Genomic DNA, 17,762 nt, shown 5'->3' on the forward strand with positions numbered 1-17,762 from the left:
TTTTACTTTAATTGGTATAACTTCCTTTTAAAATGGTCCCGAATGAAACTGAAGTACTGCAGTTTTAGGCTGGTGAAGTACTTTGATACAATGGAATGATTAACTCATTTATGTTGATTGTTTTCGTTGGCAACCGCTGCTTAAGGCGTACCGCCATACTCGATTGCGTTTGGCAACTGCGTCCTCGGTTTGATGCTCCTAGCTATGCCGAGCGATTAGAAAGCTTTGAATGGTGGCATTGGGATGATGAAACACTAGCAGAAATATTGCCACCATTCCAAAAAGATTGCGGTGAGTTTTTGGCTTACTTTGAGCAAGTCTAACCCCAATATATTTTAAGTCTGAAACTAAAAAAGCAGCCTAAGTGGCTGCTTTTTCGTTTAATAACTTTATAGCGGTTTAGCTGGCAAGCCGTTTAGTTCGCTAACTGATTAATTAGAAAGCTTAGCCTCGACTTGCCCAAGTGCGCGTTGGTACATAAACCAAGCACATGTACCGGCAAGCACATTACCCACCATGGCACCCCAGAACAGGCCTTCAATACCAGCAAGCTGCGAACCAATCCACAAGCAAGGCAAGAAGAAGGCGAACAGGCGCAGTGCTGATATCGTTAAGGCAGTATAAGACTTACCAAGCGCATTCGAGATAGAAACCATCAGCATACAGATACCCAACGGCCCTAAACTGATAGGAACGATAAGTAAGTGGTAGTTCAAAATGGTCGAGACTTCGTCTTCGCTGGTCATGAGATTTGCCAACCCGCCAGAGAACATCCAAGTTACCAGTGCGATCACCAATTGGAACCCTAATACAAATATCACGGCAATCTTCACAAGACTACGTATGTTCCCTAGGTTCTTTTCTCCCAACATTCGGCCAATCATAGGTGGCATCGACATAGTCAGAGCAAGCACTGCAACAATCGAAAAGAACTCAAAACGTGAACCTAGCGCCCAAGCTGCAACGGCTGCTGTGCCGTAGCCTGCAAGCAGTTTGGTGGCGAGCATCGAAGAGACTGGTGGCAGTAGCTGACTGATCATCGCAGGCCCCATGATGTTTCCTATAGAACGAATACTCTTGCCGATATCAAGATCGTGCCAGTCGAATGTCATCCAATGCTTCTTAGTTACCTTAGGAGCAACGATAAAGATACCCGCACCGAACGCCAAGATGGTCGCAATCGCGGCTCCGTTGATGCCCATGTCGAGCGTGAATATGAAAATCGGGTCCAATATCAAGTTGATGATGCTGGTCGCGATCATCATCGAACCGGGCAGCATGGTATTACCATTGGCACGACACACACTGTAGAAAAAGTAGAGCAGTGCGCCTGTCCAAGAGCTTACCAGCCAATAGATCCAGTAATAATCAATGATCGGTAGTACCGTCGGTGGTGCATCGAGGAGTTGTAAAATAGGACCACGCAACAGATAGATGATGACCGAGAACAGCGCGACACTCACACTGCCCATCACAACGACTAATCCGCCGAGCTGTTTGGCATAGCGTATCTCGTTAGCCCCAATAGCTCTCGCGATCACAGCCGTTGTCGCGATGCCTAGTCCGACTTGAATCCCGATAATGATCATCTGAATTGGTAGCGTGAAGCCTTGAACCGCGAGCGGCAGTACGCCTAACTGGCCAATAAAAGCACTGTCTACAAGTTGGAAGCTCATCAGGGAGAGCACCCCAAACAGCATTGGCCATGTCATTGTATAGAGTTGTCGGCCAAGAGAAGGCGAGGGAGTTGCGGTCGTAGAATTCATAACACTCTTATCAGTCTTGAAGGTAGGTTTGTCGTAGTGACAATCCACTCAATGAAGAATTGCGTAAAGGATAACGTAACGTTAGCTCGATACCAATAAATGTCATTAAATCTATCGATATTACCTTTGCACAGTTTCATCGGTATGTGAGCATTGTGCAATGCAACTTTATGCGTTCGCTTATTGAAATTTAAGGTGTCGTATCTTGTTTCTGAGTTTTATATTAGCGGATTGGGTCTAAAGGTTTTCCATTCGACTATTTCTAATGTTTCGCTTTATCCCGATAACTTGGTGGCGTGACTCCAACCCAACCTTTGAATGCACGATTGAAATTACTCAAGTCGCTGTAACCCACTTGCCAACTGATGTCTTGAACAGAAAGGTTGGTCTCTTCAAGTAGCTGTTTTGCTTTAGCTTCCCGAACTTGTTCTTTGGCTTGTTTAAAGAGAATGTTTTTGCTCTTCAGGTTTCTCTGCAGCGTTCGTTTTGTCATGCCGAGCATGGTCGCAAACCACTCAATATTGAACCAAGGTAGAGTCGCATAGGTGTCTATTAATATCTCGACAGCGTGATGCCAATCTTGGGTACTATTTCGTTCTGAAATGGCACGATAATCATCGGGCAGCGGAATCGAGAACGCACCGTATTGCTCTTCAAACTGAATATCAGAATCAAAGAAATGCTTAGGTAATTTACGTGCGCTGTTGTTCTTAGAGACCAACTTGGCGTGTGATGGTTGCCAGCGACTGTCAATGAACTTACGGCATAGGCTAATCACGGTCAGGGCGCGAAACCATTCTGCTTGTTCAAAACCTGAGGTCGATGGGTGATAGCAACTTCGATGACACAGCCACCACAATCCATCGCTTTTTTCCGTCCATATGGTGACGTGATTACTTAAGGTCGATATTTCAGTAATCAAGCAGCGTACCGCTTGCTCGAGAGAAGTGCATTGTTCAATTTTTCGGTCTAGCTCAGGTGACAATTGCTCTAGAGAGGCCTTACGTCCAACCTCAATCCCTATCGAATAGCCAAACTTACGCTCAAGGCCATGAATGAAGCGAATCACGTCTTGTGTAGGAAGCCATTGATTGGATTGTGTCAGTTCAATGGGTAGACCGCACGCAACGGCGACGGTGCGCCAATCCAGTCTATGTTTGTCACAATACTGAATATATGGAGCAATGTTACTGGTCGAAGTGAGCAGTATGCTGGTGGTGTTCGATGATGCTTTCATTGTTTTGTGCCTACCATTAAATGTCATCAAGTGACCTAATTAAGTGTAGCGCATCTCCCTATACTTTTCCTAACCCAAACAGGAGAACAATTATGAAACTTAAACACATTGCCGTTCTAGTATCGTTAGCGACCCCATCATCATTTGCTCTTGCAGCAAACCCAGTTGAAGAAGCTCTGAAAGTTGAAGGTGCTCAAGTTACCTTGACCGTGAAAGAGGCGAGCACAGCATTTACCCCAAGTTTTACTGACTCAGCTCGTGAGTTATTCAATAACTTTCATTGGCAGATGGGCGGCGACCACAGCGTTTACTACAACATGCACATGAGTGAGTTTCTACCAACGGCACTGGCGGCTCCAAACGAAGAGTACAAGCCTTTAGTCAAAAATATCGACCCACGACTCGCTGCACTGAAAGTTGATACTGAAAGCAAAGGTCAGTTGACAATGGATGAGTACTTGGCGGATGAACAGTTCCGTACCCAAGGCTTTATGTTGATTCACAAAGGGGAGATCGTTTACGAAGCTTACCCAGGTATGAAGCCGACAGATACGCACGTTTGGGCATCTACAGCAAAAACGACGGTTGGCACAGTGATCGCAATGTTAGTGGAAGAGGGCAAAGTCGACCCTGAAAAAGAGATCGCTGAGTATGTTTCTGAATTGAAAGGAACGAACTGGGATGGCATCACAGTACACCAAGTTCTGAACATGTCGACCGCGCTAGACAATGAAGAGACATTAGAGTCTATCTTGAACCCAGACTCTGATGTGGTGCGTTTCTTTGCGGCATCGTTTAACTCACCTCGTGCAAAAACGGGTGAAATGGAAACTTGGATGGAAGTGGCTCAAGGTGCACAGAAACTGGAAGGTGAAAAAGCCGGTGACCATTTCCGTTACGCATCTATCAACACAATGGTGCTGACTAAGTTAGTTGAAAACGTTGAGAACAAAACTTGGACTCAAGTATTCGAAGATCGTGTTTGGTCAAAAGTGCACGCACGTCAACCAATGCAATTCAACTTGACGCCAGATGGCATGGCGATCGCGGTTGGCTTGGTTTCATCAACGGTAGAAGACATGGCTCGCTGGGGAACACTATTTACACCTAGCTGGAAAGCGGTGGCTGATGAGCCAGTGGTGTCACAAGCTGTGATTGATCGTATCCGCAACGGCGGTGATCCAAAAGCATTCGTAGGTACTAGCAAAGAGAGCAGTTCACTGCACGCATACAACGAAAAAGCAGACTACAACGCATACCAATTTGATTTCATTTTCAATGACGGTGCAATGTCGAAAAGTGGCAACCTAGGCCAATTTATTTACATCGATCCTGCACGTGACTTTGTGGGTGTGATGTTCTCAACCAACCCATACCACTCAGGTTTTGGTGAGAATAAAGGCCCTGCACTAATGCGTTCGGCAGCAAAACTACTTGCTGACAAGTAATCTATTTATTACCTAACAGGATGTTCCAGGCTTCAAGGAGGAAGCAAACGACTTTCGAGAGATATAATGAAAAAGTTTGCTCTATTAATCCCGTTGAGTTTAGGTCTAGCCCTTCCTGCACATGCCGATTCAGATTCCGAACGTGTTATCGATCCTGCTGATGTCACTAAAGTTTATACTCAAGCTGCATTGATGCTGAATGGTAGTTCAGATATCCAATTTCAAGGGCAAGTTTCTGGCGGTTTAGAAAACGGTCAGCAGTTTGCCCTACTGGCCGAAGGGACGTTTGTCGATGAAAGCAACACAGCGCTTCGCGATCCAGACAAATTCGGTACAGAGTACAGCAACTCTAGAATTCAGTACTTCCACGTCTTTGAAACAGGGACGAAAGCTACGCCTAAAGTGGGTCTTTCATTAGATTATATTAATACGCGCAACAGTATTAAAAATGACTTATTGTCGGTTGGCGGTGTTGTTGCGATTAATCCAGCTTATACCGGTGGATTCCTGGTATTTCCAAGAGCAGGACTGATGACTGGTAGTATGGAGATCCCTGGCGTCACTTCATCTAAAGATGATTTAACGGGATACTCGCTTGGTTTGATTACCGCGAAGCATCTCGGTGACTCTGGCGCTTATGTGTCTTTGGTTCCTGAGTGGCAAGATCTTTCTGGTGATGATATCGACATGCAAAACTTCTCATTTAAAACATCGTTAAATGTGCCGATGAACACTGCAAGAACTTGGTGGTTGAATACGCGCTATGACATTACCAAAGCGGATGTTGATGTGAAAGGTGTGCCAATGCCGAATGGTTGGCAAACCGAAGCTTGGGTTGGTGTGAGATACTACTTCTAGCGCTCTAGCCAGCTAATTTGGAAAGAACCTAAAAAAGCCAGTCAACGTGACTGGCTTTTGTCGTTAAGGTACCGCGTGAAGCGTTACTTATTTACTTATTTACTTATTTATTAGCAACGTTACCTAGCTTCAACCACGTATCGATAACCGTATCCGGGTTTAGTGAAACAGAGCTGATGCCTTGCTCCATTAACCACTCTGCTAGGTCGTCATGGTCAGATGGGCCTTGGCCACAAATACCCACGTATTTACCCGCTTTGGTTGCCGCATCGATCGCCATTTTCAGCATTGCTTTCACGGCTGGGTTACGCTCATCGAAGAGGTGTGCCACATCGCCTGAATCTCGGTCTAGGCCAAGCGTCAGCTGTGTCATGTCGTTTGAACCGATAGAGAAGCCATCGAAGTACTTCAAGAACTCATCAGCCAAAATTGCGTTCGATGGTAGCTCACACATCATGATGACTTTCAGACCTTGGTCGCCACGGCGTAGGTCGAACTTAGCCAGAATGTCGATAACCGATGCTGCTTCGCTTGGCGTGCGAACGAATGGAATCATGATTTCAACGTTCTTAAGACCCATCTCGTTACGAACACGTTTGATCGCTTGAGTTTCTAGCTCGAAACAGTCTTCGAATACTGGTGAGATGTAACGAGATGCACCACGGAAGCCCAGCATTGGGTTCTCTTCATGTGGTTCAAATGTTTTGCCGCCTACAAGGTTGCTGTACTCATTCGACTTAAAGTCAGACATACGTACGATCACACGCTTAGGCCAGAATGCAGAAGCGATGGTCGCGATGCCCTCTGTTAATTTGCTTACGTAGAAATCGATAGGATCTTTGTAGCCACGAATACGTTCGTTGATTTCCGCTTTTAGCTCATCCGTTTGTGCATCGAAGTTAAGCAGCGCTTTAGGGTGAATACCGATCATCTTGTTGATGATGAATTCTAGACGAGCAAGGCCAACACCTTCGTTCGGGATTTGTGCAAAGTCGAAGGCACGATCTGGGTTACCCACGTTCATCATTACTTTGGTTGGTAGCATTGGTAGCTCATCAACCTCAGAACGTTTGATTTCAAAATCGAGTTCGCCGTTGTAAACGTAGCCTGTTTCGCCTTCTGAACATGACACTGTCACGGTATCGCCATCGTTTAGGCTGCTTGTTGCTGTACCACAACCAACAATCGCTGGGATACCAAGCTCGCGAGCAATGATCGCAGCGTGACAAGTACGGCCACCACGGTTAGTCACAATCGCAGACGCTTTCTTCATCACAGGTTCCCAGTCTGGGTCTGTCATGTCAGTTACCAGCACGTCGCCTTCTTGAACCAGTGACATTTGGTCTAGAGAATCAACTAAGCGAACAGGGCCAGAGCCGATACGCTGACCGATAGCGCGGCCTTCAACCAAGACATCCGCCTTATTGTTTAGCTCGTAACGCTCGATAACGTTTTGATCGCTTTGAGAACATACGGTTTCTGGGCGAGCCTGAACGATGTAAAGCTTGCCGTCGATGCCATCTTTCGCCCACTCAATGTCCATTGGACGTTGGTAGTGCTTCTCGATGATCATCGCTTGTTTTGCTAGCTCTTTGATCTCTTCATCGTTGAGTGAGAACTCGTTACGCTCTTGAGTGTCGGTGTCGATGATATCGACTTGCTTGCCGATTTCTTGATTGGTCGAGTAGATCATCTTGATCAACTTAGAACCAAACGTCTTTTTAACGATTGGGTAGTGACCCGCTTCTAACATTGGCTTGTGAACGTAGAACTCGTCTGGGTTCACTGCGCCCTGTACAACCATTTCACCCAAGCCCCAAGAAGAGGTGATGAATACCACTTGGTCGAAGCCAGACTCAGTATCAAGCGTGAACATCACACCTGAAGAGGCTTTGTCTGAGCGAACCATGCGCTGTATACCCGCAGACAATGAAATGCCACGGTGGTCAAAGCCTTGGTGTACACGGTAAGAGATAGCGCGGTCGTTAAACAGTGACGCGTAAACGTGCTTGGTTGCTTCGAGTACCGCGTCGATGCCTTTCACGTTAAGGAAGGTTTCTTGCTGGCCTGCGAATGAAGCATCTGGAAGGTCTTCTGCGGTTGCAGATGAACGCACAGCTACAGACAATTCTTCGTTGTCTTCGATTAGCTCGCGGTAGTTATCACGGATGTCTTGCTCTAGTGATTCTGGGAAGGGTGCGTCTAGAACCCATTGTCGAATCGTTGCACCTGTCTTACGCAGTGCGTCAACGTCTTCAACATCAAGTTCATCAAGTAGTTGGTGGATGCGCTCATCAAGACCTTTGTAGTCAAGAAAGTCGTTAAACGCATAAGAGGTGGTAGCAAAACCATTAGGTACAGAAACACCAGCATTGGACAGGTTAGAAACCATCTCGCCCAGTGAGGCGTTCTTACCGCCGACTTTGTCGACATCTTCCATGGATAGGCCATTGAACCATAGGGTATTATTTTGCATTTATTTCTCCAGAAACATAGCAAGCATTGTAGGGATTTAAAGGCAAACGATTACGTATCAGTTTAAAAAAATGTAAATTATTTTTTAAAGCTGTGGGGGACGTAATAGTCAGCAGGGTTTCGTTATATATATTATGGTTCCCATCCTACTCAAAATAATTTTAAACATTAAATAAAAAATGCAAATTGATATCCAAAGTCGTGATGTATTCTATGTTTCTGATGGAACGGCCATAACATGTGAGACTTTAGGGCATGTTGTTCTAGGTCAATTCCCTTTTAAAGCCAATGAAAAAACCTTTCCGTTTGTGGAAAGTGAGGACAAACTTTCTGATTTATTAAAAGAGATTGAAATTTCGTATCGTGATACCGGATTAGAACCGCTAGTGTTCTTTTCGATTGTGATACCTGATATCAAAACCAAATTGCTAGAAGCGCCCGCGCACTGTTATGACGTGTTAGAGAGCATCGTGCAGAAAGTACAGGATGACATTCAGATGGCGCCTGTTCCTAAGTTGCAGCGCTCACGCAGTGTAAACAAGGACTCGGTGAAGTATTTCGACCGTATTGCTGCGATTGAGTACACGCTCGCGCATGATGATGGCATCACGCTAAAAGGGCTGGAAGAAGCCGACATCATCTTGTTGGGTGTTTCTCGAAGTGGCAAAACACCAACAAGTTTGTATATGGCGATGCAGTTTGGCTTACGCGTAGCAAACTACCCATTTATCCACGATGACTTGGCACGCTTAAAGCTGTTGCCAGAGTTTGAGATCTACCGACATAAGCTGTTTGGTTTGACCATTGATGCAGAAAGGCTCACTGAAATTCGTGAGAACCGCTTAGCAGGCAGCGAATACGCCAGTGACTCACAATGTTTGTATGAATTGCAAACGGTAGAGGCGATGTTCCGTCGAGAAGCAATACCTTACATCAACACCTCTTCACTATCGGTTGAAGAAATTTCGACACGAATCTTGGAGCGAACAGGTTTGAGAAGGCGTCTGCTGTAAGACAAAGCCTTAGAGAAATAGAATGGCCAGATAAAAGAAAATCGAAGCTCGCAGTTTACACCTGAGAGCTTCGATTTTTTGTTTGTGCTCGTTGTAGTCGCTTGCGAGTCAGAGCTTGTTTTCTTAATCGAGATAGCTTTCTAGCGAAGTAAAGACAGCTTTAGCGTTTCGCTTTTCTTTTCTAACCAGCGTTCAAGTGCTGGTGGCCAACTGATGCTTGGTTCTACGCAAAAGCCACGAAGCATCGAGAAATACACCGCTTGATCGATTAGAGGCAGTGATGACTCACCATTCTCTAGATCCAGTAAGAGTTCGGCATCTTTCAGTAATGGGTTAATCAGTTGAACGAACTGAGGCGTCTTTTCTAACAGTTCTTCAAAGTTAAAACCTTCGGTCTCTTTACTGGCACGCCAAGCTTCTTTGGCTCCAGAAGAGCGATATTCAGCCAAGTCGAGGTTCCACCAACGTGGGCGTCCAATCTGTTGAGTAAGAGGGAATGCGCGAGTTTGGAACACAGTCACTTGCTCAGATGGCACACGCTGCTCATCGCTTGATTTCAAGTCCATGAAGTACGCGATGATATCTAGGCTCTCTGCCATGATAGAGCCATCGTCTTTTTGTAAGACGGGCACCATCTTTTTACCGATCAGATCGATAAGGGTTTGGGCATCATCATAATCGACAGAAACAAGCTCAATGTTCAAGCCTAGCGATTGAGCAATGTAGGAGACTCTTGCACAGAAAGGGCAGTGGTCGTAAATGTAAAGCTTCATAGCTTCCCTCATTCGGGTCTTTCTTAGTATAAGATGATGCTAATGTACCAGAAACTTTCGCAGACAATAAGCCTTTGTTAACAAGAACTATTCACTGCGATTAAGTGCTCGGGGATATCAAGAGAACGATGGGAATAAGCACTTAGTGTAGAAACTCGTTGCCTAATTCTATTGTCAGTTGAGTGCGGTTTTATTGTAACGAGTAAGCGAATGAGAAAGCTAGTGGGTAAATTACAGGCATAAAAAAGGCTCTGGCTGCTTACTCTAATGCAGAAGAGTGAAGTCAGCCAAAGCCTCAATTTTGTTACCTTTAGTAGAGTGACTACTAAAAGGGCAGAGTGGTTAAACTATGCTTTTTTAAGATCTTGCGCTGGGTAAGTAAGCGTCATTGCGCCTTCTACCGTTGTAACGTGAACGTAGCCGCCACCAGCACTTAGGCCAGTTACTACCATTTCACCTAGTTCAACACCTTTTGTTGCTACAACGCGATCATCAACTGAAAACACTTTACACACCTTCAATAAATTAAATAAATACGATAGATATCGAACGCGGATTTAAACAGATGGGACCTCAATCAACTAATCCGGTTATTTGTCGTAAAGATTAAATTCAGTTATGTATAAATAATTATGTATTAAAAATCAGTTTGTTAACTTACGCTGTGACGTTATTTATCCGCTGGATACACTACACCAACTTGTTGGCGCATCTCTGTAATTAACTTCGCAACCGTTAAAGCGCGCAGTTGGGCCTGCGCTTGTGTTGCGTTGTCGCCAGCAATGCAGCTAGCAAAGGCCTGCGCTTCGTAACTCATGGAGTTTTCGCTTTGTGCTTGAGTAAGGTTTTCTACCGTGCCATCGCGGTAGCGGATCTTAACGTCAGTACATTCAGCGATGTGATCGATGATGATCGCCCCTAATTCACCTTGGATCTCGCTTGGCGCATAAGAGTCGCTGACTTTGGAGTGCGCAAGGGTCACATCAAACTCAGGGTATTGGAAGATCGCACAGCCATGAGCATCGACACCTGAATCAAGTAGCTTTGCAGAAGCCTGTGCGTTTTCAGGTTTGCCAAATAGCGCGACTGTCGCGGCAACACAGTAAAAGCCAATATCGACCAATGAGCCGTTAGAAAAAGCTGGGTTGAAGGTATTTGGGTTCTCGCCGTTTAGGTATTTTTGGTAGCGCGATGAATACTGGCAGTAGTTGATGTGTGCTTTATGTACCTTGCCAATCTTTTCTAACCCAAGTTGAATTTGCTTAAAGTTCGGTAGGAATTGAGATTTATACGCCTCAAACAGCACCACACCGTTTTTCTCAGCGACTTCGAACATGCGTGTTGCTTCATCAATATTTGATGCAACCGGCTTTTCACAGATAACATGCTTGCCGTGTTCCATCATGAAGATAGATTGCTCGCAATGCAGTGAGTTAGGGGAAGCGATGTACACGGCTTCTACAGTGTTGTCATTGGCCAATGCGTCGAGTGAGTCATACGTGGTTTCAACGTCAAATTCTTGGGCGAACTGTGCCGCGCTGTCTAGATTTCGAGAGTAAACCGCAGCAAGTTGCATCGATTGAGATTCGTGCGCAGCTTGAACAAACTTTTGTGTAATCCAATTGGTTCCAATTACAGCAAACTTAATCATATAGGTATCCAGTCGTTAGTCGTCGTTAGTATATTGATTCTGCAGAGATAGTAGCACTCAACGGCTGGCAATGTGCCTGAGATTTACGGAACAATTTCCCTAAACATAGTGCCTAATATTAATGTTCAGCCTTCACAGAGCGTCTGAGTTGACCAGTGTAACGGTGCACAACTAAGCCATTTTTGCTAAGGTGTTATTGAATTCAAACAAGGTGATGATATGCAAATCCGGACGGCCAAGGTAACTGATATTAACGCGATCTTAGCGCTCTCTGAGCAGATAAACCGTCAACATCATCTTGGTGCGCCTATGGTATTTGCACCAGCGTCACAAGGCTTGGCCGACAGTGAAGAGTATTGGTTAGGTTTGATGCTTGACCCACTTGGCGCTTTCTTGGTTGCAGTAGACGACAAGCAAGTCGTTGGCTTTTTAGCGGGTAAGGTAACGCAGAACAAAGGCGTCAGTTTTATTCAGCCGCACAAGGTGGCAAGGGTCAATACGATTGTGGTGAACGATCAGGTTCAGAGCAAAGGTGCTGGTCGAGCGTTAATGAAGTCTTTTAATCAATGGGCGCAGGCGAGAGGAGCGATAGAACTTAGGTTGGAGGTAATGGAGTTTAACCAACAAGCTCAGGGTTTCTATGAGTCGTTAGGAATGGAAACTCAGTCACGAACCATGTCCATGCGTTTTGAGGAGATCTAAAGGTGCGTCTGTTTCTGCCTTTATCACTGTGTTTACTGTTTGTGGCTTCGAACGCGAATGCTGAGCAAGTCGTGGTCGAGAAAATAGTCTCTGACGCGACCGCTATCGAAACCATCGTATTCGAGTCTGCACCGGCTCATTCTCAACGTGTCTCAACGTCTTCATCTAACTCAACCTCTTCCACGAGCTCAAACTCCGAGCATGTGATTATTGTGGATGATGTTCTTAACAGTAGCCCTGATGAAAAGGTAGCTCAGTTTTCTCAAGGGTCATCGAAACGTCCACCTCAAAGTTCCTCTCGACAGTTTTACAACGTACCGGATAGCGCATCTGAGATAGATTCGCTGTCGCAAGTGGTTACGTTAATTAAAGTCGATAAATCGAAACGTAGGATGTATCTGCTAAAAGGTGAAGAGGTGATTCAGGAGTTTCGTATTGCGCTAGGCAAACAACCGAAAGGGCATAAACGCTTTGAAGGGGACAACCGAACGCCGGAAGGGGAATACCAGCTCGATTATGTGATGGAAGAGTCGGACTTTTATCGCTCAGTACATATTAACTATCCGCAACCTTCGGATATGCAATGGGCAGAGCAAAATGATGTAGATCCTGGAGGAAACATCAAAATCCATGGCATCAAAAACGGCGAGCGTCGTTCGCCGAGCTTTATTCAAAGTTTTGATTGGACGGATGGCTGTATCGCGTTAACCAATCAAGATATGGATGAGTTTCTCCAACTTGTAAAAATGGGTACCCCTATCCATATCGAATGGTAGTCATTGGTACCCAGTTTTCTTAATCACTTTCCGCAGTCAATTAGCGCAATCAATTCGCGAAACCAATTCGTAAAAGCAACGTCCAAAATTAAACGCTAAAGCCGTTACAGTAAGACTCGACCTGCACTGAATATTGCAATCACAATCCGCAATGCAATGGTGACTGGCTTAAACTTCGCTCCACCAAATCTTTCGAACAGTTTAGAACCCACATAACCGCCAAACATGCTGCTTGGTAGAAGCGCGAGAGTCAGCCAAACTACATCGCGGTCGACTAACCCAGCGATAGATGCCGAAACAAACGCAGTGGAATCAGCCAATACAAAGAAGGCTATCAGGCCTGCTCTGGCAATGTGCGGACCGACTGGGCTTGCTAATGCATGAGTGCCAATTGGAGGCCCTGACATCGAAGCCGCGCCGTTCATTACACCCGCAAGGCTTCCTAGAATATAGGGAGTAAATCTAGGTTCGCTTTTGTACTGGAAACCTTTGTAGATCATAAGTGCAGACGCAAAAATGAAGGCACTGATGATCAAGATGATCGTGTCTTGGCTAACGGATTTAAGCAGAAGTAAGCCGACTGGTGTGAAGGCAAAACAAGGGATAAATACCTTTAAAACCCAGCGCCAGTTAACGTGTTTTCGAACTTTAGGCAGTAATTGAACATTGCCTAGGAGATCGATCAACATGAAGACAGGAACCAGTTCGATAACAGGCACGAATAACGCACTTAATGGCAATGCCACTAAGGTGAAACCGAAACCTGAGAAGCCACGAACAATAGCGGCGAAAATGAAGATTGCACCCAAAATTGGGAAGGTTGGACTAAAAATGAGATCCATAAATTAAGTAACCAATGAAGCTGTCTGTATAGAGCGAGCTAATGAAACCAAGTGAGTAGCGGAATGTACTCCTACTCACTTGTGTTTGCTACCTAATTTTAAGGTTTCCCGAGAGTTAATTTTAAAGTCTCTCGGGGTTGTTTTTGCGGTATTTGTTTGGTCAATTTATAGAGGTAAATTGATTCGGAAAATCAGTGAATACGGCATCTACTTTTGAGATGAATTTGAAGTGAGACGGATCGTTTACTGTGTAGCACCATGTTTGGATGTTTGCTTCACTGAGTGTATCAAGATCGCTCTGATTCACATGCTCGTAGTTCATGTGACAGCTGAACGCTTTAACCTCGTCAATCAACATCAAGTCGGCTTGAGTCAGTTGCTCTGTGATCAGACCTACGCGGTATCTCGGCAGGTGACGAGCCATTTCAGAAACGACTTGATGGCTGAAACTTGAAAGCAGCACTCTGTCGGTGTCTAGATTTGAACGAATCAACTCGGTATGCAGCAAATCAACGACATGAGGCGCTTGATGTCGCCTGTCGACTTTGATCTCTAAGTTCACGCTGAGATCATGCTGTTCAGCAAGCGCGAGCAACTCTTCCAACGTCAATATTCTTTCACCAGCGAACTGCTCAGACTTCCAACTGCCAAAATCGAGCTGACGCAGTTCTGCAAGGGTGTGTTCGTCGACACGACCCTTGCCATCGCTGCAGCGCTCAAGGGTGTGGTCGTGACAAACCACAAGTTGATCATCCTGAGTTGGCTGAATATCTACTTCAATCCATTTCAAGCCAAGTTTAGCGGCTTGTTCAATGCTTGCTTTGGTATTTTCTGGGTGAGTACCTGCTACACCCCGATGACCTACGATGATAGACGACATAATTAATCCTTTTTAAAGACGCACCGTAAAAACGCATTAAATATCAGTGTACTCGATTAAGCGAGAGCCGTCGTTATGCTTGTCGTCTCTTCGCGTGACTCTTGTGAAGTAAAGTTATTCGGCTGAATACGCTTCCCACGACTGTCAAAAATATGCAGGTTGGATTTATTAATGCTTAGCCCGAGAGGGACGGCTTGGCACAGCGTCGTTTCGGGTGTCACTGCAATAAAGGGTTGGTCGTTCACAAGGCCATGAACCAATTGATTCGGCCCCAATGGCTCAACCACACTGATACGCAGTTCGAGAGGCAAGGTGTTCATTTTTAATTCGGAACAAACCTCAGAGTGTTCAGGGCGAATGCCAAGCGTGATAGTCGCGTTCTTAACGTGCGCGTACTCTGGCAGGTACATTTGTTGATCACCGATTTCAAGATAGCCATCATCGAGCGTGGCAGTAAGGAAGTTCATCGCGGGGCTGCCAATAAAGCTTGCCACAAAGGTACTGGCAGGCTGGTGGTAGACTTCTCTTGGTGTGCCGACTTGTTCTATCTGACCTTTGTTGAGAACCACGATTCTATCTGCCAGTGTCATGGCTTCGACTTGGTCATGAGTCACGTAAACACTGGTTACGCCTAGCTCGCGTTGTAGCTTTTTGATTTCTAACCTCATGTGAGCGCGCAATGAGGCATCTAGGTTAGACAAAGGCTCGTCAAACAGGAACAGTTGAGGGTCGCGTACAATCGCTCGTCCCATAGCAACGCGCTGGCGCTGACCACCCGAAAGCTTGGCTGGCTTGCGATCTAGGTATTCTTCGATCTTTAGTGTCTTGGCGACTTTCTCAATCTTTTCTTCAATTACGTGTTGGCTGACACCTCGGTTCTTTAAACCATAAGCGAGGTTTTTGTATACCGTCATGTGAGGGTAGAGTGCGTAATTTTGAAAGACCATTGCGATATCTCGTTGAGCTGGCTTTTCGTTATCAACACGGCGGCCACTTAAGTGAATCTCTCCGCCAGAGATACTTTCCAGCCCCGCTATTGAACGTAGGATAGAAGACTTGCCGCAACCCGATGGGCCAACCAACACAAGAAATTCACCCTTTTCGATATCAAGCGAGACATCTTTCACTGCACGATGACCGTTCTCATAAGTCTTTACCAAGTTTTTGATGCCTAACATGGTAGGTGCTTTGTGCGTATGGTTGTGAGTGGCTTGGGTGTGCCCTAACGTTTGTTTTAACTTTGGCATCGGGGTGTCCTCTGTATTTTTGTGGATAGCTTGGTGAGAATGCAGGTGAGACATCTTGTACTCAGCGAGTGATTGAATGCGGTTATCGTTCATTTGATTTTTGTCGTTATTATTTTTCACTTTCTACTAGCCCTTTTACAAACCAACGTTGAAATACAACCACCACTAAAACGGGTGGCAACATAGCTAAAATCACCATGGCAAAAACATAGTCGTAGCGCGGTAAACTGGTTTCATTGATGTTGTTGAGTACTTGTTTGATGCCCATCACGATGGTGTTGTAGCCTTCGTCCGTGGTCATCATGATTGGCCACAGATATTGGTTCCAACCCACCACAAACATGATGATGAAGATTGCGGCAATCATGGTTTTAGACAGTGGCAATAAGATGTCGACAAAGAATCGAAATGGACCTGCGTTATCTAGCTGAGCGGCTTCTAACAATTCATCGGGGATGGTTTTGAAGAACTGCCTAAAAAAGAACGTCGCGGTGGCTGAGGCGATCAAAGGCAGAATTAAACCTGTGTAGCTATTAAGAAGCCCAAGCCCAGCGACAACCTCATAGGAAGGGATAATGCGCACTTCTAATGGCAGCAAAAGCGTCACGAAGATTAACCAGAACCAAGCTGTAGCATAAGGCAGTCTGAAGTAGACCAAAGCATACGCAGCCATCATCGAAATGATGATCTTACCGATCGCAAAACCTAGCCCCATGATCATCGAGTTGGCGATCATTTTGCTGGCGGTGACTTCGCCACTGAAGCCCATGCTTTTGTTCCAAGCTTCGCTATAAATGGCCGTAAAGTTATCGCCTGGTACCCATTGCAGGCCTTCGCTGACAATGGTGTTCGGGTTATGCGTCGAGCTGGCGAAGATTAGCCAGATAGGGACCAACATGAACAGCATCCCAGCAATTAGAATTAGGTGGTCATAGACCTTATTACTTTTCATAAATAACTCCTGTCGCGTTAAAACCTAGCTGTGGTGGGCTAGTAGTGAACACGCTTTTCTACAACGCGAAACTGGATAAATGTAAGAGTGAGTGCCAGTAGCAACAACACAACTGACTGCGCAGAGCTGCCGCCTAAATCTGCGCCAACAAAACCATCTCGATACACCTTGTACACCAACGACGTTGTGCCGCCCCCCGGGCCTCCATTGGTCATGGTGTCGATTACGCCAAAGGTTTCAAAGAACGAGTAGGTGAGGTTGATGACCAGTAGGAAAAATCCAGTTGGCGCGAGTAGTGGGAAAGTGATGGTCCAGAAACGTTTCGAGTCACTGATACAATCCAGCATCGCTGCTTCTTTTACGGCGTAAGAGATCGATTGAAGCCCAGCCAGAAAGTAGATGAAATTCACCGAAACCTGTTTCCAAACCGAAACCAAAATCAGAGCAAACGTGGCATCTAAAGGGTCGGTTTGGAAGCTAAAGTCCCAGCCTATAACCGCAAATATCTCGGTAAACACGCCAATGTGTGGGTTAAACAAGAAAGCACCGATTACGCCTGCAATCGCAGGAGCAACCGCGTAAACCCAAGTAAGAGTGACCTTGTAAGCGCCTTGTCCGTGAATGATGTTGTCGGCTTTAACCGCGAGCAGCAGCGCTAAGGCAAGCGATAAGAAAGAGACCACGATTGCGAACATTAATGTGAAGCCAATCGAGTTCAGATACTCGCTCGATTCGAATAGCATCTGATAGTTTTCGAACCACACGAAGATGGAAGAGGTGCCCCAAGGGTCTTCTAGCATGAAGGACAGGTAAACTGCCTTTGCCGCTGGGTAGATAAAGAAAACCGCAATGATGAGTATCTGAGGCGCCAAAAATAGGTAAGGCAGCGGAGAGTGAAAGAATTGCTGACGTCGTTCCACAGGGTAATCCCCAAAAATTAGTGACTGTTATCACTGTTAGTTACGGTGAGCACTAGCGCTATAGCAAAGGAATGCATCCAGTTGAGTTGTAGTTTTTGGAGCAAGAAATGGCGCTAGTGAAGAATCTCCTCACACCTTGCCATTACGTTTTTAATGACGCAGTGACAAATGGTGAGGAGCAATGAACGGCTTTGGTTTATTAAGCCTTTAGCTCAGTAATCT

17 protein-coding genes are annotated in these 17,762 nt (G+C 45.6%); 6 read left to right on the forward strand and 11 right to left on the reverse strand.

What is annotated here, in order from left to right:
• Positions 1–95: 95 nt before the first annotated feature.
• On the forward strand, positions 96–323 hold the full coding sequence (locus tag AB4209_RS00625) for a phosphonate metabolism protein (protein ID WP_371973534.1): 228 nt from the start codon (positions 96–98) through the stop codon (positions 321–323).
• A gap of 108 nt (positions 324–431) precedes the next feature.
• Here AB4209_RS00625 and AB4209_RS00630 read toward each other — a convergent pair whose 3' ends face one another.
• Both AB4209_RS00630 and AB4209_RS00635 read right to left on the reverse strand, forming a co-directional pair.
• The gene (locus AB4209_RS00630) at positions 432–1,766 is read right to left on the reverse strand and encodes an MATE family efflux transporter (RefSeq protein ID WP_372054442.1); all 1,335 of its coding nucleotides are present in this window, start codon (positions 1,764–1,766) and stop codon (positions 432–434) included.
• A 262-nt stretch (positions 1,767–2,028) separates the two neighbouring features.
• Positions 2,029–3,003 (reverse strand): AraC family transcriptional regulator, encoded by a 975-nt coding sequence (locus AB4209_RS00635; protein ID WP_017071579.1) that lies wholly within the window; start codon positions 3,001–3,003, stop codon positions 2,029–2,031.
• Between the two features lie 92 nt (positions 3,004–3,095).
• Between AB4209_RS00635 and AB4209_RS00640 the strand changes: the two genes are divergently transcribed.
• Both AB4209_RS00640 and AB4209_RS00645 read left to right on the forward strand, forming a co-directional pair.
• Positions 3,096–4,451 carry a serine hydrolase gene (locus AB4209_RS00640; protein ID WP_017060556.1) on the forward strand — a complete coding sequence of 452 codons (1,356 nt, stop codon included), beginning with the start codon at positions 3,096–3,098 and terminating at the stop codon, positions 4,449–4,451.
• A 66-nt stretch (positions 4,452–4,517) separates the two neighbouring features.
• Positions 4,518–5,309, forward strand: coding sequence for a hypothetical protein (locus AB4209_RS00645; protein WP_017060557.1), 792 nt, complete (start codon positions 4,518–4,520; stop codon positions 5,307–5,309).
• A gap of 103 nt (positions 5,310–5,412) precedes the next feature.
• Here AB4209_RS00645 and ppsA read toward each other — a convergent pair whose 3' ends face one another.
• Positions 5,413–7,785 (reverse strand): phosphoenolpyruvate synthase, encoded by a 2,373-nt coding sequence (ppsA, locus tag AB4209_RS00650; protein WP_050645846.1) that lies wholly within the window; start codon positions 7,783–7,785, stop codon positions 5,413–5,415.
• Positions 7,786–7,963: 178 nt separating this feature from the next.
• Between ppsA and AB4209_RS00655 the strand changes: the two genes are divergently transcribed.
• The gene (locus AB4209_RS00655) at positions 7,964–8,797 is read left to right on the forward strand and encodes a pyruvate, water dikinase regulatory protein (RefSeq protein ID WP_017060559.1); all 834 of its coding nucleotides are present in this window, start codon (positions 7,964–7,966) and stop codon (positions 8,795–8,797) included.
• Positions 8,798–8,937: 140 nt separating this feature from the next.
• Here the strand turns inward: AB4209_RS00655 and grxB are convergent, their stop codons facing one another.
• From grxB to AB4209_RS00670, 3 genes are all read right to left on the reverse strand, one after another.
• A complete protein-coding gene (gene grxB, locus AB4209_RS00660; RefSeq protein WP_102331980.1) occupies positions 8,938–9,570 on the reverse strand; it encodes a glutaredoxin 2 in 633 nt (210 codons plus the stop codon).
• Positions 9,571–9,917: 347 nt separating this feature from the next.
• Positions 9,918–10,076, reverse strand: a complete 159-nt coding sequence (locus AB4209_RS00665; RefSeq protein WP_004733064.1) for a hypothetical protein — start codon at positions 10,074–10,076, stop codon at positions 9,918–9,920.
• 164 nt (positions 10,077–10,240) lie between these two features.
• The gene (locus AB4209_RS00670) at positions 10,241–11,221 is read right to left on the reverse strand and encodes a Gfo/Idh/MocA family protein (RefSeq protein WP_372054445.1); all 981 of its coding nucleotides are present in this window, start codon (positions 11,219–11,221) and stop codon (positions 10,241–10,243) included.
• A gap of 219 nt (positions 11,222–11,440) precedes the next feature.
• On the opposite strand from AB4209_RS00670, the gene AB4209_RS00675 reads away from it, so the two are divergent.
• Positions 11,441–11,923 carry a GNAT family N-acetyltransferase gene (locus AB4209_RS00675; RefSeq protein WP_017064907.1) on the forward strand — a complete coding sequence of 161 codons (483 nt, stop codon included), beginning with the start codon at positions 11,441–11,443 and terminating at the stop codon, positions 11,921–11,923.
• Positions 11,924–11,925: 2 nt separating this feature from the next.
• On the forward strand, positions 11,926–12,699 hold the full coding sequence (locus AB4209_RS00680) for a murein L,D-transpeptidase family protein (RefSeq protein ID WP_372054447.1): 774 nt from the start codon (positions 11,926–11,928) through the stop codon (positions 12,697–12,699).
• A gap of 104 nt (positions 12,700–12,803) precedes the next feature.
• Here AB4209_RS00680 and AB4209_RS00685 read toward each other — a convergent pair whose 3' ends face one another.
• The 5 genes from AB4209_RS00685 to AB4209_RS00705 form a co-directional block, all read right to left on the reverse strand.
• Complete coding sequence (locus AB4209_RS00685) at positions 12,804–13,541, reverse strand: sulfite exporter TauE/SafE family protein (RefSeq protein ID WP_372054449.1); 738 nt, start codon at positions 13,539–13,541, stop codon at positions 12,804–12,806.
• A gap of 160 nt (positions 13,542–13,701) precedes the next feature.
• On the reverse strand, positions 13,702–14,421 hold the full coding sequence (locus tag AB4209_RS00690; RefSeq protein WP_372054451.1) for a glycerophosphodiester phosphodiesterase family protein: 720 nt from the start codon (positions 14,419–14,421) through the stop codon (positions 13,702–13,704).
• A 56-nt stretch (positions 14,422–14,477) separates the two neighbouring features.
• Complete coding sequence (gene ugpC / locus AB4209_RS00695; protein ID WP_229648254.1) at positions 14,478–15,788, reverse strand: sn-glycerol-3-phosphate ABC transporter ATP-binding protein UgpC; 1,311 nt, start codon at positions 15,786–15,788, stop codon at positions 14,478–14,480.
• A complete protein-coding gene (gene ugpE, locus AB4209_RS00700; protein WP_017071585.1) occupies positions 15,778–16,620 on the reverse strand; it encodes a sn-glycerol-3-phosphate ABC transporter permease UgpE in 843 nt (280 codons plus the stop codon). The genes ugpC and ugpE overlap by 11 nt, the downstream gene beginning before the upstream one ends.
• Positions 16,621–16,658: 38 nt before the next feature.
• The gene (locus AB4209_RS00705) at positions 16,659–17,540 is read right to left on the reverse strand and encodes an ABC transporter permease subunit (RefSeq protein ID WP_372054453.1); all 882 of its coding nucleotides are present in this window, start codon (positions 17,538–17,540) and stop codon (positions 16,659–16,661) included.
• Between the last annotated feature and the right edge of the window lie 222 nt (positions 17,541–17,762).

It is taken from the genome of Vibrio sp. 10N.286.48.C11, from assembly GCF_041469805.1.
GTDB classification, from domain to species: domain Bacteria; phylum Pseudomonadota; class Gammaproteobacteria; order Enterobacterales; family Vibrionaceae; genus Vibrio; species Vibrio crassostreae_C.